Source organism: Methylocaldum sp., from assembly GCF_039794385.1.
Lineage (GTDB): Bacteria > Pseudomonadota > Gammaproteobacteria > Methylococcales > Methylococcaceae > Methylocaldum.
In genome coordinates this window covers 1-23938 of the sequence record NZ_JBDIVO010000003.1, presented here as the reverse complement: position 1 = coordinate 23938, position 23938 = coordinate 1, and the positions used below count along the sequence as shown (strand labels likewise).

17 protein-coding genes are annotated in these 23938 nt (G+C 55.5%); 3 read left to right on the top strand and 14 right to left on the bottom strand.

The window, feature by feature from the left end:
• The first annotated feature begins 62 nt into the window (after positions 1-62).
• Positions 63-1886 (top strand): TonB-dependent receptor, encoded by a 1824-nt coding sequence (locus tag ABJK70_RS00340; RefSeq protein WP_168175485.1) that lies wholly within the window; start codon positions 63-65, stop codon positions 1884-1886.
• Between the two features lie 7 nt (positions 1887-1893).
• Here the strand turns inward: ABJK70_RS00340 and ABJK70_RS00335 are convergent, their stop codons facing one another.
• On the bottom strand, positions 1894-4935 hold the full coding sequence (locus tag ABJK70_RS00335; protein ID WP_347257243.1) for an AAA family ATPase: 3042 nt from the start codon (positions 4933-4935) through the stop codon (positions 1894-1896).
• Between the two features lie 848 nt (positions 4936-5783).
• Between ABJK70_RS00335 and ABJK70_RS00330 the strand changes: the two genes are divergently transcribed.
• A complete protein-coding gene (locus tag ABJK70_RS00330; RefSeq protein ID WP_077731863.1) occupies positions 5784-6035 on the top strand; it encodes a glutaredoxin family protein in 252 nt (83 codons plus the stop codon).
• A gap of 63 nt (positions 6036-6098) precedes the next feature.
• Positions 6099-7487: a class II fumarate hydratase gene (locus ABJK70_RS00325; protein WP_347257242.1), complete on the top strand. Its 1389-nt coding sequence runs from the start codon at positions 6099-6101 to the stop codon at positions 7485-7487.
• A gap of 158 nt (positions 7488-7645) precedes the next feature.
• Here the strand turns inward: ABJK70_RS00325 and ABJK70_RS00320 are convergent, their stop codons facing one another.
• The 13 genes from ABJK70_RS00320 to gmd all read right to left on the bottom strand — a co-directional run bounded on the left by ABJK70_RS00320 (position 7646) and on the right by gmd (position 23882).
• Complete coding sequence (locus ABJK70_RS00320) at positions 7646-9268, bottom strand: MraY family glycosyltransferase (RefSeq protein WP_086133790.1); 1623 nt, start codon at positions 9266-9268, stop codon at positions 7646-7648.
• A 203-nt stretch (positions 9269-9471) separates the two neighbouring features.
• A complete protein-coding gene (gene xrtD, locus ABJK70_RS00315) occupies positions 9472-10974 on the bottom strand; it encodes a VPLPA-CTERM-specific exosortase XrtD (protein ID WP_347257241.1) in 1503 nt (500 codons plus the stop codon).
• 594 nt (positions 10975-11568) lie between these two features.
• Positions 11569-12123: a YdcF family protein gene (locus ABJK70_RS00310; RefSeq protein ID WP_347257240.1), complete on the bottom strand. Its 555-nt coding sequence runs from the start codon at positions 12121-12123 to the stop codon at positions 11569-11571.
• A gap of 114 nt (positions 12124-12237) precedes the next feature.
• Positions 12238-13497, bottom strand: a complete 1260-nt coding sequence (locus tag ABJK70_RS00305) for a glycosyltransferase family 4 protein (protein ID WP_347257239.1) — start codon at positions 13495-13497, stop codon at positions 12238-12240.
• The gene (locus ABJK70_RS00300) at positions 13497-14327 is read right to left on the bottom strand and encodes a glycosyltransferase family 2 protein (RefSeq protein ID WP_347257238.1); all 831 of its coding nucleotides are present in this window, start codon (positions 14325-14327) and stop codon (positions 13497-13499) included. The genes ABJK70_RS00305 and ABJK70_RS00300 overlap by 1 nt, the downstream gene beginning before the upstream one ends.
• Positions 14328-14337: 10 nt before the next feature.
• Entirely contained in the window at positions 14338-14889 is a 552-nt protein-coding gene (locus ABJK70_RS00295; protein WP_347257237.1) for a putative colanic acid biosynthesis acetyltransferase, read from the bottom strand.
• Between the two features lie 482 nt (positions 14890-15371).
• The gene (locus tag ABJK70_RS00290; protein ID WP_347257236.1) at positions 15372-16469 is read right to left on the bottom strand and encodes a right-handed parallel beta-helix repeat-containing protein; all 1098 of its coding nucleotides are present in this window, start codon (positions 16467-16469) and stop codon (positions 15372-15374) included.
• 267 nt (positions 16470-16736) lie between these two features.
• On the bottom strand, positions 16737-17897 hold the full coding sequence (locus ABJK70_RS00285) for a glycosyltransferase (RefSeq protein WP_347257235.1): 1161 nt from the start codon (positions 17895-17897) through the stop codon (positions 16737-16739).
• Entirely contained in the window at positions 17894-19363 is a 1470-nt protein-coding gene (wzy, locus tag ABJK70_RS00280; RefSeq protein ID WP_347257234.1) for an O-antigen polysaccharide polymerase Wzy, read from the bottom strand. Before wzy ends, ABJK70_RS00285 begins: the two co-directional genes overlap by 4 nt.
• A gap of 40 nt (positions 19364-19403) precedes the next feature.
• On the bottom strand, positions 19404-20531 hold the full coding sequence (locus ABJK70_RS00275) for a glycosyltransferase family 4 protein (RefSeq protein ID WP_347257233.1): 1128 nt from the start codon (positions 20529-20531) through the stop codon (positions 19404-19406).
• Positions 20528-21613, bottom strand: a complete 1086-nt coding sequence (locus ABJK70_RS00270; protein WP_347257232.1) for a hypothetical protein — start codon at positions 21611-21613, stop codon at positions 20528-20530. Before ABJK70_RS00270 ends, ABJK70_RS00275 begins: the two co-directional genes overlap by 4 nt.
• Before the next feature lie 246 nt (positions 21614-21859).
• Positions 21860-22801, bottom strand: a complete 942-nt coding sequence (locus ABJK70_RS00265; protein ID WP_347257231.1) for a GDP-L-fucose synthase — start codon at positions 22799-22801, stop codon at positions 21860-21862.
• A complete protein-coding gene (gene gmd / locus ABJK70_RS00260; RefSeq protein WP_077731879.1) occupies positions 22794-23882 on the bottom strand; it encodes a GDP-mannose 4,6-dehydratase in 1089 nt (362 codons plus the stop codon). The genes ABJK70_RS00265 and gmd overlap by 8 nt, the downstream gene beginning before the upstream one ends.
• Positions 23883-23938 lie beyond the last annotated feature (56 nt).

Here is a 23938-nt window from a genome sequence, read left to right as displayed (position 1 = left end):
TGGCCGGTCCGGCCGCGGTCTTACTGATTGCGCAGTGTGCACCGGCTTCATTGCGAGCGGATATGACGGAACTGCCTCCGGTGACCGTGATTCCCACGGACGGTCTGCCCCAAACCGCCGACAATCTCTCACGAGCGCTTACGAACAATGCCACTTTTCGGTCACGGAATGACGTCGAAAGTTCGCAGTACAGCAATATCAACGATTTCCTGCGCGGAACGCCGGGCGTTTTCGTGCTCCGGGGCAGCGAGGGCCGCGCCGTGGGACTGAGGGTACGCGGCGTGACTTACACCCAAGGCATGGTGACATTCGATGGCGTACCGTTACTGACGGCACTGCCGGCACTGAGCTGGCTCGATACCATTCCCGCCGAAGCCTTGGGCGGAGCCACCGTGGTTCTCGGTTCCAACCATGCCTACTACACCAGCCAAGCTTTGGGCGGCAGCATTCAGTTGAGTTCCAAACGGACCACGGAAGATTATGGTTTGGTTCACGCGGAAGGGGGAAGCTTCGGAACCTTCCGCACGACACTGAGCGGCGGCTTGCTGGCCGAGCATGCCGACATTTCCGTCACCGGAAGTCGGGTGAACCAATTCGACGGTGCGTACGACGCCATACCCGACCGGGGCAATCCGGAGCGGGACCGCTTCGGCAGCACCTTAGGGATAGCGCGATACGGCGCGCGGTTCACGCCGGATTTGGCCGTGGACGGCAGCGTCCTCTACAAAGACTCATGGCAGGACGCCGATCTACCGGGGGTGACTCCGGCCGGTCTTCCCACCTTCGTCGACAGTGCGACCACGGATTTTCACGAAAAACTGTGGCTGACCCAAAATACCGCCTCAGCGCATCTGACCGATGACTGGACCAGTCGGTTGCAGCTGGCCTACACCGAGAACGACGTCGCCGCTCGAGCCGGGCGTCTACCGTTCAGTTTCAGCAGCCATTTGATGTTCGCCGATTGGCGCAACAGTCACGCACTTTTAAACGATCAGACGCGCCAGCGATCCTGGCGACTGGTGTGGGGTGGGCAGGTGCGTCACGAGCATGGGGAAAGTGAACATCCCTTGCAATCGTCGCAATTCCACGACGAGCGAAAGACCGTGATCGGATTTGCCGAGCTGCAGGCCGATTTGGGGAAATGGTACCAAGAAGCGGGCGTCCGGGTGGAAAGCCACGACGACTACGGCAAACACACGCTACTGCATTTCGGGTCTCGCTGGGACGTTTCGTCATCCTTGAGCCTCCGGGCCAACGCGGGCACCGCATTCCGCGCCCCCAGCTACGGCGAACTGTATATGCCGCTCTTGGGCAGTCCCATTCTCAAACCGGAGAAAGGCTTGACGGCAGATGCCGGATTCGATTGGGTGCCGATCCGCAATCTATACATCTCCGTAACCGGCTACTACGGTCGCTATAACGACCTGATCACTTCAGAAATCAGCTTGGGACGCTTTGTTCGCCTCGGCAACACGCCGCGGGCCCGCATCGCCGGAGCAGAGGCTTCGTTGGAAGTTCTCTGGTCCGAACAGCTCCGCAGCGGTCTGGACTTCACTTATCAGTACAGCCGCAATCTGGACAACGACCGGCCTTTGCCGGTGCATCCGGAAAAATCCGGCCGCATCTGGACGCAGTGGAACCTGGATGCCTTGCCGCTGAGCCTCCGCGCGAATGCAACATACCAAGGCTCGCAATGGAACGATAGCGCGGCGACTTTGGCCACGGACGACACCGTCCGTGTCGATCTCATAGCCACCTATCGCGTGTTGCCGCAACTCGATCTTTATGTGCGCGGTGACAATATTACCAACAACCGAACCGGCGGCATCTACGCCCGCTACACTCCCGGAACCACGGTATTCGGCGGAATTCACGCGAAGTTTTGATTTGGAATTACTCGCAAATGCCGGTTAACAGCGGATGTCGCAGCAGCGACTGACGCAGGCAATCCGCCTCGTCCATGGATTCGGCCAAGCCTCGAAGTATCGCTGCGCTGCGATGGCGGTAGGTTTCCGCTTCAGGGAGGCGTCCCCTTCGGCTATCCAGCTCCGCAGCGGTTGCGTACACCCGCCATGCCGCGAGTGCGGCCTCGATCGTACCGAGATGGGACAACGCCTGTTCGACTTCCGCGCCTGCCGTATCCAATGCCTTTCGGCCCATGGCCACTTCGGCCAACAGCCGATGTCCCAGCGCCAGATAAGCCGGATCGGGAGGCAAGGCCGAGAGCTCGCAAACCTTGTTCGCCTGCTCTTCGGCTTTTTCCCACTGGCCTTGCGTCAGCCAGTATTCACCCAGGCCCAAATGAAAGAGCGGCCGCAGGTACCAATCCATCAGTCCCTGACAGGCATCCAGCAGCTGATCGGCTTTGGCGAAACTCTCGAAGGCTTCGGCGTGTTGCCTCAAACCCAAATGGGCCGCGCCCGACCGGATCAGTCCGAAAAAGGCATTCGAGGAATCCCGCTGGTCGTGCATTTTTTCCATCGCGGCCTGGCACAGACTCCGTGCACCTTCGTAATCCAAGGCCTGCTCGTGTAACCAGCTCATGAGCAGAGTGAAATGGATGATTGCAAAGACATTGCCGTTCCTTTCGGCCATCTCTAACGCTTTGGCGATATGGCGCCGGGCTTCCCCCCACTCTCCGATGTGCAGCATCGACCTTATGCAAAGGGCCTCGCAAACCATGTATTGCAATGCGTCGCCCCGGTTCTGAGCGATCTCCATTGCCTCGCGTGCGAGAGCGATCGCCGACCGATAGTCGGCCCTGGCGTATTCGAAACTGGAATGCAAGGTGAGGCTGGCGTTAAGCAATTCGCGATTCCGCGTTGCGCGGGCCATATCCATGGCCTTTCGACAATCCCGGATGTAGTGCTCGCTCCATCCCTGCAAAGTGTTATGCCATCCAGCCCAGGAGCCTCGAACCAGGATTTCGATCATCTCGTCCTTTAAATCCAGAGCGCGTTCTACCGCCTCGGTCACTAACGCGAGGCAGCGGGGCCGATCCATCCAATAACAAACCCTGCCTTGTTCAATCAAGGCTTTGAGCTCCCAAAGCGGAAGACCCGCGCTGACCGCAAGCTTGCGAATAGCCGAAAAGTCTTCCATGGCGCCATCGGTGTCGTCCATAGAACGCTTTACGACACCGCGTCTGAACAGCAATTCCATGATTAAGGCCTCGCGTTCCGCCTCCGGAAACGACTCGGACAGGCGTAGCGCGTGGCTGATGTAGTCTATCGCTTCTCGGTTGGCATAGCGGCTCACGGCGTTCTCCGACGCCAGACGCAGATACATGATTGCCTTAGACAGCTGTTTGCCTTGCTCGAAATGATTGGCCAATTCCGCCGCGATCGTTTTGGATTTCTCGCCGTATCCATTTTCCAAGCATTCTCCGGTGGACCGGTGCAACTGCATCCGGCGCCCGGGCGCAAGGCGGCGATAAAGGATTTCGCGATAGAGGGAATGCCGAAAACCATAGCGTCCGGCCATTATCCCGTCCGCCCACTCGTCGGCACCGCATGACTTCAACATCTGGCCGCGCCGGCTGAGTTCATCGCAACACAGTTCGATCGTCGCCAAATCTTCGCCGGATACGGCTGCCAGCAGTGCCGCAGACCATTCGACGCCGAATACGCTCGCCATTTCGAGCAAGCGCCGCTCGGAAGCGCTCAGGCGATCGATTTGCGCGTCTATCATTTCCAAGAGATTGTCGGGTATCGCCAGCTTCGAGCCGGTATCGTAGGAACTCGATGTGAGGCGCCCCAAATCGACCAGATGTTCGACCAGATTTACCATGAAAAAGGGATGGCCCTCGGTCCATCGGTAAATGGACGACGATAAAGTCTCATGTCCCGCCTCTTCGGGATAGCGCGATACCAAATATTCCTTGATTTCGTCCTCGCCCAGACCGCACAAGGCCAGCTCGGCGCATAAACCGCGCGCCTGCAATTCGTGCCTGATCCGCTTGATCGGGTGTTGCGTCAAACTTACGTCGACCGGTCGGTATGTCGCAATGACGAATAACTGAGCCGGTGAACTTCGACGCCCTAATAGAGAGATAAGATCGACCGTCGCATAATCGCCCCAATGCAAATCGTCGATCACCAGGACCAAGGGAAATTCGGAGCTGATGCTCTCGAAAAACTCCGCCGCCTCTCTGAGCATTCGGGCATTCGTTGCGCCCAGGACCTGCTGGCTGAGCTTGTCCTTATCCGCGGGCGTCAAGACCGAGTTCATTTGCATCAGCCAGGTCGGTGCATGTCGGTGCAGCCGGTCGACCAATTGCTGCGCGCCAGCTCCGCGGCATTCGTTCTCCAAAGCCTCGATCAAAGGCATAAACGCCTCTCCCGCACCGCACTGTTCGACGCATCGGGCGCGTAGCAGCCCCAGATTCGTGCCGTTGGCGCGAGCCAGAAACATATCGATTAGGGTGGTCTTGCCTATCCCGGCCTCGCCGGTGAAGAAGACTATCTGACGCTCACCATGCCTTACCCGTTCGAAGCGTGCTTCCAGCCATTCCAACTCGCTCCGCCGCCCTACCCAATACATCGAATTCACATCATGGGCGGCGCGATTGGCCGCTATTGGCGACAGTGCCGGCGCACGAACTTCCCGGCTGTCTGCCTGCATTACCTCGGCAATGAAGCGATAGCCGTGTTTCGCCACCGTTTCGATGTAAGTGGGTGACTTCGGATCATCCGCCAGAGCTTTGCGCAATTCGTTGACGCATCCTTTAAGAACCGACTCGCTGACATAGCGGCGATGCCAGACCGCATCGAGCAAAGCGTCCTTGGTTAACAGCCGGCCGGGATTCATAAGCAAGTAGTGCAAAAGCGCAAAGGCTTTCGGCGGCAAGCTCACCACCTCCGACCCGCGCCACAAGACGGCGTTTCCGGCGTCTAGCCGAAAAGGGCCGAATAGCAAACTCTTACCGATCTCCATACCTACAGGCTCCGGCATTCGTGGTTAGCATTGCAGTTGGCGGAACAAACCATATTTGACCAAAAACTGACCGTTTTCTGACGACTTTCGAACCTTTACAAATCAAAATCCAACCCTCAGCAAATTCGCACGCCGGGTGGTGCGGATCAAAGACGTTATCATCGTAGCGTCTCGCCCTTCAGGATTTCGATGGAGCTTGCCGCGCAGAGCGCTTCCTCGATAAGGCAAACCGGGCGAATTGCCAGTCTGCAAGTAAATTCATTTCGCCGTCTGTGACAAATTACCTCGTTGACAATCAACAGATTCGGCCGGCGGTCATTTCGGTAATTCAGAACGCGGAGAATGCCCGACCGTCTGGCGATTTTCCGTGCGAACGACGCGCGCGGCACGCGCCCGCTGCTCGCTAAACGGAGGGCTAAGCATAGCGGTTCCGGCGACCGTTTGGCGACCGGGATCGATTACCCCGCATCGTTTCCAAGCTGGAAACGATGGAACAGGCGCGCTGTCGACGAATACCTGCCATAAACGCCCACACTTCGGACGTCGTGATGAAACCACGCCCGACATTATCCGATGCGACATGAGACGGGCGTTTTCTCTTTTGTCCTCGCCAGAAAAACGACATCGCCGCTGCTTGAGTACCTCTATCCGTAAGGCCCCCCGCTTGTGGAGCGGTCGAACAATCTTCGTTCGGCATGTTTCCCCTCTAATCTGATAAGCTTAGCCGCTCGCGAGCGATGTCCCCGTGACATCCGTCACTGCCCCTATCACCGAGGCCAGATTGCCGCGCTCCGGAACCGGACGACGATGCGCAAACTTCCGGCCGTATCCAGCGAGGACGAGCAAGATTGATTCGACTAATACTTTACGGCACACACGGTTGTCATTTGTGCGAAGACGCGGAATTTCTGCTGTCTAAAGCGATTCAAGCGAAAGGCGCCGAGATTCCCGTCGAGATAGTAGATATCGCCGAGAAACTCGAGTTGGAACACCGCTATGGCGTTCGGATTCCGGTCGTGCGCGATTCCGCATCGGGTGCCGAACTCGGCTGGCCCTTCGACGAAGAACGGTTAGGCGAGTTTCTCCATAGCCTGTCCTAGTCCGGCTTATCAAACATCATGCGGCCTAACTAATCCGTTAACACTTAACCGATTTTCAATGTCATGAACCAAAACGCTTTCCGCATCGAAAAAGACAGCATGGGCCAATTGCAGGTGCCGGCCGATGCCCTTTATGCCGCCCAAACTCAGCGCGCGGTGGAAAACTTCCCGATCAGCGGACTCAGGATGCCGCCGGCCTTTATCGCGGCCGTAGCCTTGATCAAGCAGTGCGCCGCCCGCGTAAATAGAGACTTGGGCGTTTTGGACTGCGGCTTTGCCGAGGCCATCGAGCGGGCAACGCAGGACATAATCGACGGACGTTACGGCAACCAGTTTCCGGTCGACGTATTCCAAACCGGTTCCGGCACCAGCACCAACATGAACGTCAACGAAGTCATCGCCACGCTTGCCTCCCGTGCCTGCGGACAAAGCGTGAGCGCCAACGACCACGTCAACATGGGGCAAAGCAGCAATGACGTCATTCCGACGGCGATCCACGTCAGCGCCGCGCTCGCCGTCAACGCACAGCTCATCCCCGCACTGGAGCATTTGCAGACCACGATCGTCTACAAGGCGCAATCGATCGAGCACGTGGTCAAGACCGGACGCACCCATCTCATGGACGCCATGCCCGTCACCCTGAGCCAGGAACTCTCCGGCTGGGCGTTGCAAATCCAAAACGGCGTTGAGCGTCTGCGCGCCTCATTACCGCGTATCTACAAACTCGCCCAGGGCGGCACGGCCGTAGGTACGGGCATCAACGCCCATCCGGAGTTCGCGGCGAAAATGGCGGAGGCGCTTTCCGACGCCACGGGCCTGCCGTTCGCGCCCAATGCCTCGTTTTTCGAAAGCCTGAGTTGCCAGGACGCGGCCGTGGAATTGTCGGGCCAACTGAAGACCGTGGCGGTCAGCCTCATGAAAATCGCCAATGATCTCCGCTGGATGAATTCCGGCCCCCTGGCGGGTCTAGGTGAAATCGAACTGCCGGCGCTACAGCCCGGCAGTTCCATCATGCCGGGCAAAGTCAATCCGGTGATTCCGGAGGCTGTTTGCATGGTCGCCGCACAAGTCATCGGCAACGATGCCACGATTACTGTCGCCGGCCAGTCCGGATCGTTCCAGCTCAACGTCATGCTGCCGGTCGTCGCATACAATCTGCTGCAAAGCATCGACCTGCTGGCGAACGTCTCGCGTCAATTGGCGGATAAGGCCATCGCCGATTTCGTCGTTCGTGAAGACAATTTAAAGAAAGCGTTGGCACTCAATCCCATTCTGGTTACCGCGCTGAATCCCGTCATCGGCTATCTCAAAGCGGCGGAAATCGCCAAAGCGGCCTACAAGCAGCAACGGCCGATCATCGACGTGGCCGCCGAAATGACCGGGATTCCGCGCGAGGAATTGTCCGAGCTTCTGGATCCCGCGAAGCTGACGGAAGGAGGCATTCAGGGCTGAAGTGATTCGTCGGCAACGGATTGCCGACCTACGTCGAACCGCCGGGTCGTAGGTCGGGAATCCATTCCCGACACGGCGAATCGGCAAAGGATTGCCGGCCTGCTGCATAAAACCGCATGCTTATCCGGATCTACGTTTGAATGTACGGAGAACGCGGCTCAAAGAACCATCCAGCGAGCCAGCGCGATCAGAGCCAGCATCCCACCGCTCCGCACCGCCCAGACGGTTCCGCTCCCGCGGCGCAGGACGTATTCGACGCCGTACAGCAGGATCGCCGATTGGACGGCGATCTTGGCGTAGTTGACTTGACTAAAAACCGGTAAGTTCGCCGCGACCAACAGCACGAACATCACCAGGAAGTCCGACGGCGTCAGGGTGAAGTAGCGCCCCGAAAACCGCACGCCCACGCCCACGATGACGGCCAGCAAGGCGATAGCGTAATTGAACCAGCGCTCCGCCTCCGAGTACTCGAAACCGGCGGTCTGGGCGAGATAAACCACCAGGATCACGCTCGAGTAAACGGCCACGCGCTCGATGAAGCCCGCACCGGGAAGACGAGCCCCTACCCAAACCAGCCAGGTCACCAGAATTCCCGCGGCAAACACCGCAATCTCGTCCAGATCCTCCTCCTTCGTTGTGACGGCGGTTGCGACCAGGAACAACGGCACGGCGAGACGGACGGCCTGATAGGCCGTTTTGTCCAGCCAGGCTTTCTCCAGAATCAAATTCAATTTTCGGGTGAGAAACGACGCCTGGCCACGGTCGACTCCATGTAGGCGCCAACGGAACGCCTGTGCGAGCGGGAAGAATGCTCCGACCACGGCGAACAGGGCCAGATAGATCGCCAGAACCAATAGGTCGGACTCGTAACGGAGAAAATACGCGAGAAGAATGCAGGACGCCTGGACCACGTACGTCGTCAGCACTGCCTCATAATGGTCGAAACCCAGAGACAGGAGCTTATGGTGAAAATGGTTCCGGTCCGGCTTGAACGGCGACACGCCGCGAAGTATCCGATGCCCCATGACCAGCAAAGTGTCGATGATCGGCAATCCCAAGATCAGCAGCGGCAAAGAACCGCTCAGCGCCGTATTGACCTTTTGCGTAAGCAACACGGCAAGAACGCCCGCCGAGAAGCCCAGAAACTGGCTGCCTGTATCGCCCATGAACACGATGGCCGGGTGGGTGTTGTAGCGCAGAAATCCCAAGATGGCGCCCAGGATGGCAACAGCAGTCGCTATTGTTTGATAGCCGTCGGCCAAATCGGCTAGAAACGCAATGCAAGCCAGACTCAGAATGCTGAGTCCCGCCGCCAGTCCGTCCAAACCGTCGGCCAGATTCATCGCATTCGTCACGCCGAGCAAAAAGAATACCGTCAGCGGGTAAGCGACGGCATCGGGCAGCGGTCCGCAGTCCCAAAAACACAAGCGGCGGATCACGATGTCGCCGAAAACGACCACCACCAGCACCGCCACGAACTGACCGAAAAACTTGATCTTGTAGTTCAGGTCGTAGCGATCGTCCAGTAAGCCGAACACGCTTAGAATGCCCACGCCGAGCAGGCAGATCCGGAATCCGGAATCGAGATCGAACTCCAGGAGCAGCGCCACGATGGTCGCAATGACCATGCCGATCCCGCCCACCCGTGGAATCGCCGAAACATGGACCTTCCGCGCATCGGGAACATCCACCAGGCCGAGCGGCGCAGAAAATCGGATCAGTGCGGCCACCAGCACCATGGCCAGAAACAGGGTGGTCAAGAACAGCACAAAAAGCTGCATAGAAAATCCTTATCCGTACCTGCCAATACCGCTAAATTAAGCTCCATACCGTCGTTCCGGCAGGGAATGCCGGAACCCAGAAGCCAGGGATAGCATCAGCCTGGATCACATCCCCGTGCTCTGGATACCGGCACTCCCTGCCGGTATGACAGCTTGACTTAACGGCTTTGGCGTACAACTTCGGCAAAATTAAGCGCATGCGTCTAATCCGCGATATAACGATTCAATTGCGGCTTCAAGACACGCAGGAACTCGTTGAGCCGCGCCTCGCCCGTCGCGAGCTCCTCTCCGCGGGGAAGATAGGTCGTGAGCCGCACCAGGGCGCCGTCGGTACGATTAAGCGTCAGCGCATCCCAGAACAGATACCACTTCACGGCATATTCGTTGGTCAGATTGTGCCCGCGCTGCTGAAACCAGTAGTAAACGAGCTGGCGATCCTCGCCTTTCTGAATGACCAGGCGGTTGATCCTAAGCGGATCGCCTTCCTCGCCGGGAAGATCGGCATTCACGGTTTCCAGCGATTTGATTTCCCAACCGCCGCCCGGAATGCAGGAGCGGGGCGAATGTATCGACTCGCCCTTGCGCTGGGAGGCGTAATAGGCGGAATAAAAATTGACCGGCATGACCCCGTCGCGGACATAGTTAGCCAGAATGTAGTCATCGAATTTGAGCGCATCGATGTATTGCTGCTCCATCGTCTCGCGCCGCCCCGTCCAATCGGCCAGTTGCATGGGGAAATCGACGAACTCGGCACGAGGAGGAACGAATTCTTCCCGATGCTGCAGGAGTTGAGCACCCCCCAATGCCACGACCGAAAGCCCCAGCACCGGCCAGTATTGGCGCGGCAAGGTGCGCTCCCGAAACAACGCATCCTTCGGCGACGGTTCCGGAAACGCCAAACCAAACACTTCCAGCAACGGCCGCGGCTCCCGCCCGATCCTGGCCAGCAGCCACATTTCCCCCACCAGTAGGCCGGTGCAGGCCATGAAGATTGCCCAGCCCTCGAAATCGTGCAGGAATCCTTCCGCCATCGATTTTCCCCAGTACTCGACCATTACCCCGATGATGCCGATGCGAAAGCTGTTCATCAGAATCGTGATCGGAATGCTGGAAAGAAAAATTACGGCCCGTTTCCACAATGCCACCTTAAAGAAATAGGCGCACATGAACGAGAGGCTCATCAGGGGAAAGAGATAACGCAGCCCGTTGCAGGCTTCCACCACCTGAAGCTTGTACGAGCCGAGGTCGATGACATTGCCTTCGAGATAAACGCTGATATCGCAGGCCCGAATGAAAGAGACGCCGAGTGCCGAGGAAAGAAGCTGAAGTTTGCTCGACAGGCCCTGGTAGAGAAAATTGGGCAAGGGAATCGAAAAGAACAAAAAGAACAGCGGTATCCAAATCTGCTTGAATATCTTGAACCCGGTCACCGCGAGAACCAGGCCGAACAAGACGACCAGGAAGGCATACTGGACGATGATGTAGAGCGTCGCCAATTCGCCCAGAAAATAAAGTCCCAACCCCAAGCCGACGACACCTACACCGGCCCAGGAGCCTTCGAACGGCAACCGGGCCAGTTCGTTTTTTTTCTGCCAGATCAGGAAGCCGGTGATGAATGGGATCAGAAGGCCGTGGCTGTATTCCTCGCTTGTCATCCAGTTTCCGACTAGAAGTCTGAGGCTGTCGAAAAATAAAAACACTGACATCCCAATCAAAAGGCCGGACCATCCCCAAAACTTAAGCCCGATGTCCCACAATTCAGTTTTCGAATCTGTTGCAACCATTATGTCCGGCCTTTCTCTATTTCTATTCTTAGTGCCTGCCCCAAATAAGGCGATATCATCCGCTTAACTCCATTCGGCATTCGAGCGAACATTCATCGTAGGATGGGTAGAGCGAAGCGAAACCCATCCTACAAAATGAATTCCTGACTGAAAGCAATTTGGAATAAGTCCTACCCCGTCATTCCAATCGCAAACAGCCCATTCCGCTGGCGCCCAAGCTCCCGTTTGGGCGCCCTACCCGAGAAGCTCTAGCTTCCAGAAACCGCACGCGAATCGAGAAGCGGGAGCTTCCCAAACTGGGTTCCCAAACGGGAGTTTGGGAACCAGCACAACCAGCGCAAGGCGCAAACATCGCTTTAGTCGCGGGACCTTCCCTACGTGGCATGGCAGCTTACCTTAACGGCACTGGTCCAATAGGCCGTTCGCCCTGAGCTTGTCGAAGGGCCTGTCCTGAGCAAAGTCGAAGGGTTTCTAGGGTCAACTGGAATAGCCTCCTATTACCCAAGATATCTAAACTCAAACATACTTAACGCGGTAATAAAAAAGCTTTATGAATTCTTTAAGTACAAAGGAAGCCGAGATTTTGTTTTCCCACCACAGACTTGGATTCCACCAACGCGGCCGGCTCGCGATCAAACGATAATCGATATTCGAGACACCCAATACCCGCTCGCAAACCCATCCGAGCCGCCGGAAATGTGGCGGGTCGGAAACGATAAGGACGCTGCTCCAGCCGTTTTTCTTAACCAAATCCCTTATAACGTGCGCTTCTTCCCATGTGCTTTTGGCGGAACTGTCCAGCAGAATTGTTTCACTCGACACTCCCAACGACCGGAGATAGCTATATCTCGGATCGTTCGACGGTTCCCCATTCCGATCGTGCGCTTTCGGCATTCCGGTGAGAAGAACACGCTGAGCCCACCCGTCGCGCATCAACGCTCCGCCCATCGTCGTACGGGCTTCCCACCCGCCGCCCAGGACCACGAGCAAATCGGCCTGCCGAAGATTATTCGACTCGTTAGCCAAAAAATCGCCCGCACGGCTGCCAAGCAGCAATGCAATGGCAAACACCGACATCACTGCGAACCAGGCGACATGCCTTGCAACGAACGATGTTGATGCACGAGCGGCAACCGACACCGATTCAAAACACCGAACCGTCCTCAAATTCATTACCCGAAACAGTCAAAAGGTCCGTGAATAGCTCGAATCCGAACTCTCGGCCACTTTTACCGGCCCGAAGGAATCCAGCAGGTCCTTCCAGGCCGCGACGGCCCGCGGGCGACTGAATCGCCGCTCGAACTCGGTCCGTGCTCTCAGCCCCATTTGCCGGCAAGCATCCGGATCGGACTTCAAGGCCTTTATATGCCGAATCAATCCCTCCGGATCTCCGGCGGAAACGGCGTACCCGCAATTCACCGCATTCAAGACTCTCGGGATTTCGCCGTCCGGGTGGCCCACGAACAGCGTCGGCCGTCCGGCCGCCGCGATACCGTAGAACTTGCTCGGGACGATCAAACCTTCGAGACCGGGTTTGAGACAAACGAGATGCGCGTCGGGAACGCTCAAGCTGAGTCCGAGTTTTTCTTTTGGTTGGTACGGCCGAAACAACACGTTCGTTAAGTCGTGCGCTTCGATCCATTGCTCCAGCGCAACGCGCTGCGCGCCGCCGCCGATAAATAGGAACACCACGCTCGCATCCCGGTCCCGAAGGATCTCCGCCGCTCGAAGGATGGTAAAAAACTCGTGTGCCCGCCCGAAATTTCCGGAGTAACCCACGACGAACTTATCTTCGAGACCCCATTCCCGGCGCAATTCATTGTCTTCCGGCGCCAAAGGCTTGATATGGTCGCCGTCCGCCCAATTCGGGATCACCCGAACACTCTCCGCATCGACCCTCTGTTCCGAGAGCTTTTGCGCCATCAACTCGCCCAGAACCACATTGCAGGCCGCTCTACGCAAAGACCAGTTCCGTAGGCTCCGGGCCAAAGGCATGGCCGGACCGATCGCTTTCATATCGAGTTCCGTCGCCACCTCGGGGAACAGATCCTGAATCCAGTTCACCAAAGCAGCGCCCCGAAGGACCGCGACCAGCCCACAGATCACCGATATCAGCGGCGGATCGGTCTTGGCGACAATCACATCGCCCTTGGCCGTCAACCGCAACAACACCCAAAATGCGGACAGATAAAAACTCGCATAATCCAAAGCCCGGCCGAGCAATCCGGCCCGACCGAACCGCGTGGTCCAAATCCGAAAGATGCGAACGCCGCGTATATCCTCCGCCTTGGCCAGTTCGGCAGTAGGCCGGTCGTAAAGCTGGCGGCTGGTGACGACGTTCACTGGATAACCCTCGCACGCCAGGTCGAACGCTAGATCGCTCAGCATTTGGCTGGTTGCCGAGTGATCGGGGTAGAAATAGCGGTTTACGAAGATAATTTTCATCAGATTGGCAATCCCTTTTCGCGCCGAAGAATCTCGCGCATCTTCAACACGATCATATATTCGTAGAAAGCCTGAAGCAGACAGTAGGCAAACCCAGGCGCGCCGTCCAAGAAACCCCGACCGAAGATATACATATAAGCGAACTTGAGCGTTGGGCGGAACGGCATCTTGAAAGAGAGATTTTTCAGCGCCTTTCGACGCAAGGATTTGTCCTTCGAAAACAAGGACGGTTGATCCGCCAACTCGCCTTTGAGGAGCTTGATCCCCTCCATGGCCTCCATCGTCGAATACTTATTATGTTTCTCGATCCACTCCGTGATGCCCTTGCTGAAGTTGTAGTGCTCGAAGTAATTCTTCAAATAGCCATGCTCGCCATCGACGACCGGGGTCGGATTGACTAAACGCTCAAACCGGATTTTGTCGGGTCTGAAAAAGCGCATGATGAGACCCGGCGGCATCGCATGCCTAATCCACTTTCCCATGAAAAAGTTTTTGCGCCCGCAATAAAACGCCACTTCTCTTCTATCCGGATCGCTCGAAATTTCCTCCAATTCCTTGCGAAGCTCCGGCGTCATCCGTTCATCCGCATCGATGTAGAAAACCCAAGGATGCTTGAACTGGATATTTTCCATTGCCCAATTCTGATGGGATGCCCAATTGTCGAATCGACGCTGGACGACCGTGGCGCCGAGTGACTCCGCCAGTTCAACCGTGCGGTCGGTGCTGAAGGAGTCGAGTACGACAATGTCGTCCGCCCAGGCGACAGATTCGAGGCAGCCCGGCAAATTCGCTTCTTCGTTCAGCGTTAGGACTAAGATGGAAACACTCATAATGGGCCAATCATTGGTGTAGCACTCTGTCTTTAATTTTTCGGGCTGGAGTCCCAGCCACTACCGTCCACGGCTCCACGTCCCTCAACACCGTTGACCGGACTCCGACAATCGCTCCATCTCCGATGGCCACACCCGGCCCAACGAACACATCCGCCGCCACCCAGACCCCGGTCCCGATCGATATGGGCGCGGTAGTCAGAGGCATATTGGCACGCGTGTAATCGTGGCTCGCGCTGCAGAGATAGCAGTATTGGCTCACTGTGGAATGGGCGCCAATACAGATTGGAGCCACGCAATAACAATCGACGCTATCGGCCAAACAACTATGATCTTCCATAACCAAATTCCACGGCGCCCAAACTCTTGAAGAGGGATACACGTGAACCCCTTTGCCGATGCGAGACCCGAAAAGTCTCAACAACATCCGCCGCCAAGCGTGACATAACCTTGGGCTAGGCCGGTATAACAACAACCATACCCATCCCCAAAGCACTCGCAACATGCGGTTTTTAAGCGAATGTGGGCTGGGACATTCAGATAAGTCAACGGAACTAGACATTGACGAATATGGCGAAATTATTGCTTCGGCAATTAAAGGGCGATTTTGAGGAAGTATTGATCAGTGCAAGTAATTTATCCACAGCAAAAAATTGGAAATCCATTCAAAACATGATTCCGAGTTAGCTGCCTGAACAATAATTTTGGTGAAGGATACTTTTGCGGTATCGGACGAAGATAATTCCCACGAATATATTAGCTTCTAAATGCCATTAATTCCGATATACCCTTCAAATTAACTGCGATTATGGAACCTATCGAAAAGGCTATAACCGACAACTCACTCTCCTTTTTGGCCCACGATTGACCGAAGTTCATGCGTGGCTATGAACTGCGCTCTATAGCATATTTTTGCAATCTAATATTCTTATTTCATTTTTTTTTCGGATACTGCACTCGTTCATATAGAATTCGCGAGCCGTGATCTCCGGCTCTGATCCGAAATAAAATCCACCTTAAACGCAGAATACTCGAAGCTTATTCTTATAATGGCCCCTTGCTATCATTTTGACCGCCTAGGTATTTTCCAAACCCCTTGTTATTCTTATCATTAAGGAATCGATTGCCGCTTCCGGTCACCGTGCCTCCCGACGTGATAAGCATGTCCCGAACCGTGCCACTAAACGTGTTATCCCGGAGGATAGTGCCCTTAACACCTCCTTGCGCGAGAAAAAACGCGGCTTCGAATGCGTTGATTATCGTATTCCGGATAAATCTATTGTTATTTCCACGTCCTGCCCCTCTCTGCAGATATATCCCGTAGGTTCCGCCGTCGCAATAGTTCCCTTCGAATATCGAGCTTTGGGTTCCTTGTGCGTCGATACAGTATCGCTGTCCGCCTTTTCGCGGGAGTCCTAAGCATCTATTGCCGATTATGGTTTGATTGACCGAATAATAGCCAGGCTTGATACAGGTGGGGTGATCTGCAAAAGGATCCGGGTCGTGGAAGAAATTGTCTGACACTTCAAGATTTCTAGTGTCCAGTCCATCGAAGCCATCGTCATGCCATCCGTAGCATTCATTGCCGCGGATAATGGCCCCGAAAAAATCCCCGTTTGTCGTGTTTTTGACGGCCTTGAAGCAATCCGCATCCTCCAAATCGCCTTTATTCACATCAAACACAACGTTTCCCTCGACCACAGATCGGTGCCCGGCCCCCGTTCCATGGCCAACTAGCGATACACCGACAGTCACGCTATGAATTCTGTTTTCGTGTACCCATGCTCTGTTTCTCAAGACAATTCCATCGGCGTGCGCGAATCCTGATGTGGGAACCAGATTTCCGTCATAAGCGATATGGTTGTAGGCGATTTCGTTGTCTCGCCCAAGGTTTAGGATCGCAACTGTTGACCCAGCAATATCCGGCACCTTTACTACAAAATTTCGAATGGCGATGCAATTTCCAGCGATTAAGATGTTTATCTTTCGATCAGCAGGAAGGCTGCCATCGAGAACAACCGCATCCGAATCCGCAGCTTGGAATACGATTTTTCTCGTGTCATCGTCGCTGGCGGATTGACAAGTGCCGCCGTTCCTAATCCGAAGTCCACCTTGGTATCTGCCCGGAAGAAAGACAACCAAATCTCCAGCTACCGCTCGATTCGCTGCTGTAGTCTTAGAACATGGCTTGTCAGCCGCTGTGCAGTCTGGCCACGCAGCGTCTCCGCCTGGCGCCACGTACTTAACTCCGGCCTCGGATCCCTGCCAGAATGCCGAATAAATAAGCATGCAGCACAGTAATCGACGCAACTGTTTATGCCTCCCTAAAAGAAACGTCCTCGTGGACGTCAATATTTCTTAGCGCTTGTCCAAGTCCGCTTGCGGTATGGAGATACTCGACCTTGATGTCTATGCCCCGTTCCCGAGCGGGTTGGTGTAGAGTCTGAGACTATGTCTGGCAATCGTAGGCCATTGGTATTTCGTATTCGCAAGAGTTCGTGCCGCTGCCCCAGCCCGAGCGCGTCGTTCTGCATTTGCCGCAAATTCCAAAATAGCGTCAGCTATCTGATTGGCATCAAGTGGCACAACTCGTCCAGCGCCGACGTCCTCCACTTCGCTAAAGTGACACTCCGGAGTAATCACGACCGGCACGCCAACAGCCATCGCTTCAAGTACGGCCATACTAAATCCCTCTTGCCTACTTGGCAGACAGAAACACAGGGCGGATGCCATCCACTGTAGCTTCGCCTGTCCATAGAGCGGACCGACTCTAAACACTCTTTCGGAAATTCCAAATCTTCGCGCTATCTCGTCAATCTGGCTGTCGACTCCCTGATTCGGCCCCGCCAAAACCAATGCGAGTTCCACATTGCGATGCCTAAGCGTGCCAAATGCCTCCAACAACACGTCCACGCCTTTCTTGTAATGCAGTCTGCCAAGAAAGAGCACATATTTCTTTTTTCCTATCAGGGATATGGGGCCGCCGTTTGCCTCTGCGTCGGTCCGAATGCGACTCGGGAATACGCCATTCGGTAACACTTCAACTCTTGTCTTTAATCCGATCGGCGCCATCAATGCTCTCTCGTCGTCGTTCAACGCGTGAATGAAAGCCGCTCCGTCTAACATCTTCCGAACCAGCAGTTCTAAAGCAATCGACTTCTTTATCCGCTTTTGCCGGAGACTCCATGGATCCAACATTCCGCGCGGCGCAACGGCGTAGGGCACGCCGAACTTTCTAGCAACCCTCGCCGCCCGTAACAACAAAGGATCCCAAACGCCGTGCAAATGTAGGAAGTCGGCCATTCGAACGTTCGACACCAGCGGATCCGACCAGCCTCCACGCATGAATAGATCGAACACAGCAGGCTTCTTCTTAAGCGACAGCAGCGTGACTCCCTCGACGCCCTCAATCGATGACAACACCGTTTTCCGCGCCAGAGTTGACATCTCTTGAGTTGCCAGAGTTACGTCGTGACCTTCCATGGCCTGTGCTGCCGCAAGACTCGGAACACTTACCGACGGCCCGCCTTGTTGTGGCTCCAATGAGCCCACCACGTGAAGAATTCTCATGGCTGACGCGCGACTGTCATATGTCTTCTGGTACTCGGGAGAAAATATGAAAATAATTGCCAGATCAATACTGTCCAGAGGCACAAACTTACCGGCTTCACAAAACTGAGAATATCATTTCGGACGGTCTTTAGAAGCGGCCAGATAAACACGATTGCGCAGAATAACGCAATATAATCGTAACGGAGGTCTTTTAGGTCCAATTTCATTAAAAGAATACCAAGCATAATGAATACGAATACCACACCTGCCAGGCCAAAATTCATATATGCCTCGGCAATAATACTGAATCCGGAACCACCACCATGCTCGAACATCCACCGATTTATCTTGAAAATATACCAATCCGCTGGCCTCAACGAGCGAGGGTCAATCGTCATACCACCGAGCATTTTTTTCGCCTCGGCCCGAGTCGACCGCGAGTTGGACAGGCCGACGTTTGGAACGATTTCCAGCATGGCTTTCGCGTACGTTTCGCCAACTCTATATGGCTCTTCTTCAGGTACCCAACGAATGACGTTACCAACAAGAGTTAAAACCCCGCCAACCTCCATTACCGCACTCTTGACGTTTCCGTGTTCGACCGCATCCCGCAGGTGCCTGCTCTCAAGCTCCGCGTACGGCCCCAAGGATCTAAGTATGCTGATAACGGGAATAACAAAAACAGCTACTGCAATACCGACGGCAGCGACTACCTTGGGAATTTTGCGGCCAAGCTTGTGCCAAATTACGGCACCAGTAAGAAGCGGAAACATCACATACGATCGCTCCCCCAGGAATAATATCAAGACGGTGGCAAGAAACGCGCACGCATAAGCCCAAGTTCTTTCCATTCTTGTCGTGGCGCAGCACGCAAGCATAATCAAGCCAGTCGGCAATATAGCCAATACCAAACCGAGCCCCCTCATATCACCAATCCCGGCATAGAGTTGCTGTCGGGAATAAAGGAATATGTTGCCAACCGTATTAATCAACAACACGATGCCGAACAGACTGGCCAAAAGAACACCATTTCCCATAGCGAACATCCTCTGCATATTGTGTTTTATCTGGAGAGGCGAATCCTGATACAAACCTCTCTTGCGAAGTCCGATGGCTGCTCCGAGTAGAAACGATGCTATGGCCAGACAAATGTACCATCCGGCGCTCTGATACCAGATCGCCATATCTCCCTTGTGAAAGGCTTCGATCGGTTGCCAACCCGTTGCGTCCAGTACGACATACCCCAGATGGAAAACCGCGATGGAAATAACAAATATGTTTGAAAACAGATATATCGTTCCAAAATAAAGGCGCAGTAACCCGAATTGTCCAATAATAAGAATCATAGACAGAACGGCGACTTGTACGGTCCACGCATCCGATTGCGCATCAAAGAGAACAAGCTGCGCCGTCAAATACAACAGGACAAAGCCAGACAGCGTAATGAGTGCTGCCCGAACAACTCCAGGTGATACTCTTTTCACTCAAGCCTCATATCATCGATATACGTACAGCGTAGACATCTCATTGACGGCTTGTCCGGAACTCGTAGGCGGCGTCAATCGCATCGGTATAACACTTGATATATTCCGTAGCCGCCCGCTCAATTCCGTATCGTTCTCGTATAGCGTCGCTGGGGATTACAGCCAGTTCTAGAGCTTCGCTAAAAGCCTGTTCCAATGCACGGCGAAGGGAGGCAGAGTCATTCGCGGAAGCGAGAATGGCGCATGGGACATTCAGTTCCTTCAGTGGAGCAATATCCGAGAACACACAGCGAATGCCTGTCCCGGCAGCCTCAATGCCCGCAATCGGAAGTCCCTCCCGTCGACTTGGCATCACGAAGACATCGCAAGCCATCAGCCACTCATGGACATTGTCGACTATCCCGTGGAACGCGACCCCACTGCTCGATGCGGCCATTTGCTTCAGCTTCGCGACCTGATTTCCATCGCCGCAAATATTGAGCACCGCGCCGCTCGCTGGCAAAAACGATGTCCGCCATGCTTCAAGCAGCAAATCAAATCCCTTTTCCAAGTGCTCCGGTCTGTCTGCATTCATCCGGCCGATAGACAAGAACTGGACCTTGTCTCTACTTAACCCCAAGCGCGCTTTAGCGGCCAGCGTCCGTTCGCTAGTTTTGCTATCCCATGTGAATTTCACACCGTTCTCGATGACAGTCATCCCGCCGGAAATATGCGCCTTATGAGCTTCGGCTGCCGCGTTTCCGCATGCAATCGACGCGTGGACTCGATTGAAGAGGTATGGCCACCTGTATAGCAGTCTCCTTTCCGGATTCGTGTTGTGTATGGTTCGAAACAAGTACCGGCAACTAGGCGCAAACAACCTTGCTAGACCATATGTCAGCTCGGTGTTCGGTGTGTGGAGATGCAATACGTTCGGCCTGCACTTCCACAACTGCCTACCGAACCAATATACGGTTCGTGCAGTCACTCTTTTCAGCGGCCCATGCCTAACCGTTACATCCGACGCGCGAAGCATTTCATACAATTTCTCTCCAGCAGGGTCCGTCCGAGCAGAAAGCACCCACACCTCAACATCGATTCCCTTTAGTGCTATCTCGATAGCGAGGCTGCCGACAAACTTCTCGGCGCCGCCCGCAACGAGAGCGCCAATGACATGAACAATCTTCATCCTTTATCCCGCACATTGATTGCGAGTCGCATTCCGCACTTGATGTCATAAATCACAATCGCTATAAACAAGACGACCCTGACGACTGCGCCAGCCACCAGTGCCCATCCGCCGCCATCTACCCCGAGCACAGGCACCCACAAATATGCAACGGTGGCAACCGCAGCGCATGAAACTCCTTGCGCAAGCATCTCCAGTGAAAAGCGCCTGGCAACGGTAATACATAGGCCAAAGGTACTGGCCAGGAATCCGAAAGCCATAGCAATCGCGATCAACACGAGCAACTCGGATAAGTGTTCGTACTCCTGACCATAAAGAATCCAAAGTAGCGGCTCACCAAACAGGTCGGCGAACAGAACGACCGTTACGCCAAGCGCAGCCGAGATTGCGACATTTCTACCAATCGCGTTTAGGTATGCATTCCGCCCGGAGTGATACGCGGCGGTTATTTCGGTCGTACTTGCTTGCGCAAGCGCCGTCATAATCAGTCCACCTGCCGCCAAGAACTGCGCCACCACGCCGTAGAAACCGACGGCGGAAATGCCGAGCCGACTTTCGATGACATAGGTGGGAACGTTGATAGACAACGACGCCAAAAGCATTACGAACCCGCTGGGCAGCATCATCTTTATCATCGCAAGGCTTGGTCTCGCTGAAACAACATTGCGTTGGCGTTTTTGAAATGTTCGCGGCCATTCGATCAGCACGAGTATCAATAGCCAAGCAACACTTACTGCCGCGACTCCAGGAATTATCGTTGGGCTCATCATCGCTGCGACAGAGATGACGACGAACAAAGTCACCCCTCTCAGGGACGTTCCCAATCCGATACGACGAATCAGGGATTTCTGATGCAATCGCCCTTGCAGTATGTCGGAAATCGACTCTATCGACTTGAAAAGCGCGACGCCCGCAATAGCGGTCCATAGCTCGATGTCGTGTCCTCTTGCTGCGCTCAGCGCAAGTAGAAACGGCAAAGAGGCGCACACCAAAGTCAATCTCGTCCAAAAATATTGTTCGAAGGTAAATCTCGCGTTTCGATCTGTTGCAAGCGCCGTCCGCATATTCAGACGTGAAAACATCACGACCGGCGCTGAAAACGCGAGAGCATATGAGAACGTCCCAACTTGCGCGGGGTGACCTGCTCGAGCAAGAACGATCAATACTCCCCATTGGCATGCGGCATAAATTAGCGATGACGTCAAAAATACCACGAAGCAGTATGCCTTGGACGGTGGATTCACCCGAGACGCCAAGACTCCCCTGTGTTCATGGGAACCTTCCGCGATGGACAAGGTTGAATATCGCTCCCTTCCTTCGCAGTTCACTTATCTGGCCACTCGATGACAATTCGATTGATACCATTCATGTGTCGCCCGGATCCCCTCCTCTAGGTTGATCCGCGCCCGCCACCCGAGGGCGTGGAGCCTCGACACGTCCAGCAACTTTCGCGGCGTGCCGTCCGGTTTTTGCGGATCGAACACCAAGTCGCCCTCGAAACCTACGACTTTCCGGATCATCTCGGCCAACTCGCGAATGCTGAGGTCTTCGCCCACACCGATATTGATGATGGCTTCGTCCGAGTAAGTCTCCATCAGAAACACCGCGGCATCGGCCAGGTCATCCACGTGCAGGAATTCCCGCCGCGGCGTGCCCGTGCCCCAGACGGTCACCGATTTCGCCCACGCCACCTTGGCGTCGTGGAACTTGCGGATGAGGGCCGGCAACACATGCGAGTTTTCCAGGCTGAAATTGTCGCCCGGTCCGTAGAGATTGGTCGGCATCAGGGCAATGGCGTCGAAGCCGTATTGGCGCCGGTACGCCTGGCACAGCTTGATGCCGGCGATCTTGGCCACCGCGTACCATTCGTTGGTCGGCTCCAAGGGACCCGTCAGCAGATAGTCTTCCTTCAAAGGCTGCGGCGCGTGTTTGGGGTAAATGCAGGAGGAGCCGAGAAAGACGAACTTTTTCGCACCGCTCCGATAGGCGCAGTCGATCAAATGGGTTTGGATCAACAGGTTGTCGCGGATAAAGTCCGCCGGGTAGGTGTCGTTGGCCCGGATGCCGCCGACTTTGGCGGCCGCATCGAGGACGATTTCGGGCCGCTCCGTTTCGAAAAAGCGCTTCACCTCCGCATGATCGGTGAGATCGAGCGCTTCTCGGGTCCGCGTCAGGATATGGGTATATCCCTGCCGTTCGAGACTACGGACCAGGGCCGAGCCGACCAGACCGCGATGGCCGGCGACGTAGATCTTGGCGTCTTTATTCATGGTAGTCGAACACCCGGTAGCCGGCTTGATGGCACAGGGCGTCGCGCTCCGCCGCTTTCAGATCCTCTTCGACCATTTCCTTGACCAGGCTCTGAAAACTGATGCGTGGGGCCCAGCCGAGCTTCGCCCGCGCCTTGCTAGGGTCGCCCAGCAGGGTGTCGACTTCGGTCGGACGGAAATAGCGGGGGTCCACCGCGACGATGCATCGGCGGGTAGCGGCATCGTATCCCCGCTCGGCAAGGCCCGTCCCTTCCCAGTGGAGCTCGATCCCAAGTTCCCCAGCGGCAAGGGTCACGAACTCGCGCACGCTGTACTGGACGCCGGTCGCGATGACGTAGTCGTCGGGCGCGTCCTGTTGCAGCATCAGCCATTGCATTTCGACGTAGTCCCTGGCGTGCCCCCAGTCGCGCTTCGCATCCAGGTTGCCGAGGTAAAGGCAGTCCTGGAGGCCCAGCTTGATCCGGCACAGACCACGGGTGATCTTGCGGCTGACGAAGGTTTCGCCCCGCAACGGCGACTCGTGGTTAAAGAGGATGCCGTTGCAGGCGTAAAGCCCATACGCCTCGCGGTAGTTCACCGTGATCCAGTAGGCGTAGAGCTTGGCCACGGCGTAGGGCGAGCGAGGATAAAACGGTGTGGTTTCGGTCTGGGGGATCTCTTGAACCTTGCCGTAGAGTTCGGACGTTGAAGCCTGGTAGAACCTCGTCTTCTTCTCCAGCCCCAGAATGCGAATCGCCTCCAATAGCCTCAGCGATCCGAGAGCGTCGGTGTCGGCGGTGTAGGCCGGAGTTTCGAACGATACCTGGACATGGCTTTGCGCGCCGAGGTTATAGATCTCGTCGGGCTGGACCTGTTGCACGACGCGGATCAGATTGGTCGCATCGGTCAGATCGCCGTAGTGGAGGATGAAACGGCGGTCCTCGACGTGCGGGTCCTGGTACAAATGATCGACCCGGTCGGTGTTGAAGAGGGACGCCCGGCGTTTGAGCCCGTGCACCTCGTAGCCTTTCTCCAGCAGAAATTCCGCCAGATAGGCCCCGTCCTGCCCCGTCGTCCCGGTGATCAGCGCTACTTTTTTCACTGTGAACTCTTCTTTAGGTTCTTAGAGGCTATCCCAGCAGGCCGTTCGCCCTGAGC

Bases quoted from the DNA above. Each gene is read 5' to 3' on its own strand.
- ABJK70_RS00340 (WP_168175485.1), top strand. From the start codon at position 63: ATGACGGAACTGCCTCCGGTGACCGTGATTCCCACGGACGGTCTGCCC.
- ABJK70_RS00335 (WP_347257243.1), bottom strand. From the start codon at position 4,935: ATGGAGATCGGTAAGAGTTTGCTATTCGGCCCTTTTCGGCTAGACGCC.
- ABJK70_RS00325 (WP_347257242.1), top strand. From the start codon at position 6,099: ATGAACCAAAACGCTTTCCGCATCGAAAAAGACAGCATGGGCCAATTG.
- ABJK70_RS00320 (WP_086133790.1), bottom strand. From the start codon at position 9,268: ATGCAGCTTTTTGTGCTGTTCTTGACCACCCTGTTTCTGGCCATGGTG.
- xrtD (WP_347257241.1), bottom strand. From the start codon at position 10,974: ATGTCAGTGTTTTTATTTTTCGACAGCCTCAGACTTCTAGTCGGAAAC.
- ABJK70_RS00305 (WP_347257239.1), bottom strand. From the start codon at position 13,497: ATGAAAATTATCTTCGTAAACCGCTATTTCTACCCCGATCACTCGGCA.
- ABJK70_RS00300 (WP_347257238.1), bottom strand. From the start codon at position 14,327: ATGAGTGTTTCCATCTTAGTCCTAACGCTGAACGAAGAAGCGAATTTG.
- ABJK70_RS00295 (WP_347257237.1), bottom strand. From the start codon at position 14,889: ATGTCTAGTTCCGTTGACTTATCTGAATGTCCCAGCCCACATTCGCTT.
- ABJK70_RS00285 (WP_347257235.1), bottom strand. From the start codon at position 17,897: ATGAGAATTCTTCACGTGGTGGGCTCATTGGAGCCACAACAAGGCGGG.
- ABJK70_RS00275 (WP_347257233.1), bottom strand. From the start codon at position 20,531: ATGAAGATTGTTCATGTCATTGGCGCTCTCGTTGCGGGCGGCGCCGAG.
- ABJK70_RS00270 (WP_347257232.1), bottom strand. From the start codon at position 21,613: ATGTTTTCACGTCTGAATATGCGGACGGCGCTTGCAACAGATCGAAAC.
- ABJK70_RS00265 (WP_347257231.1), bottom strand. From the start codon at position 22,801: ATGAATAAAGACGCCAAGATCTACGTCGCCGGCCATCGCGGTCTGGTC.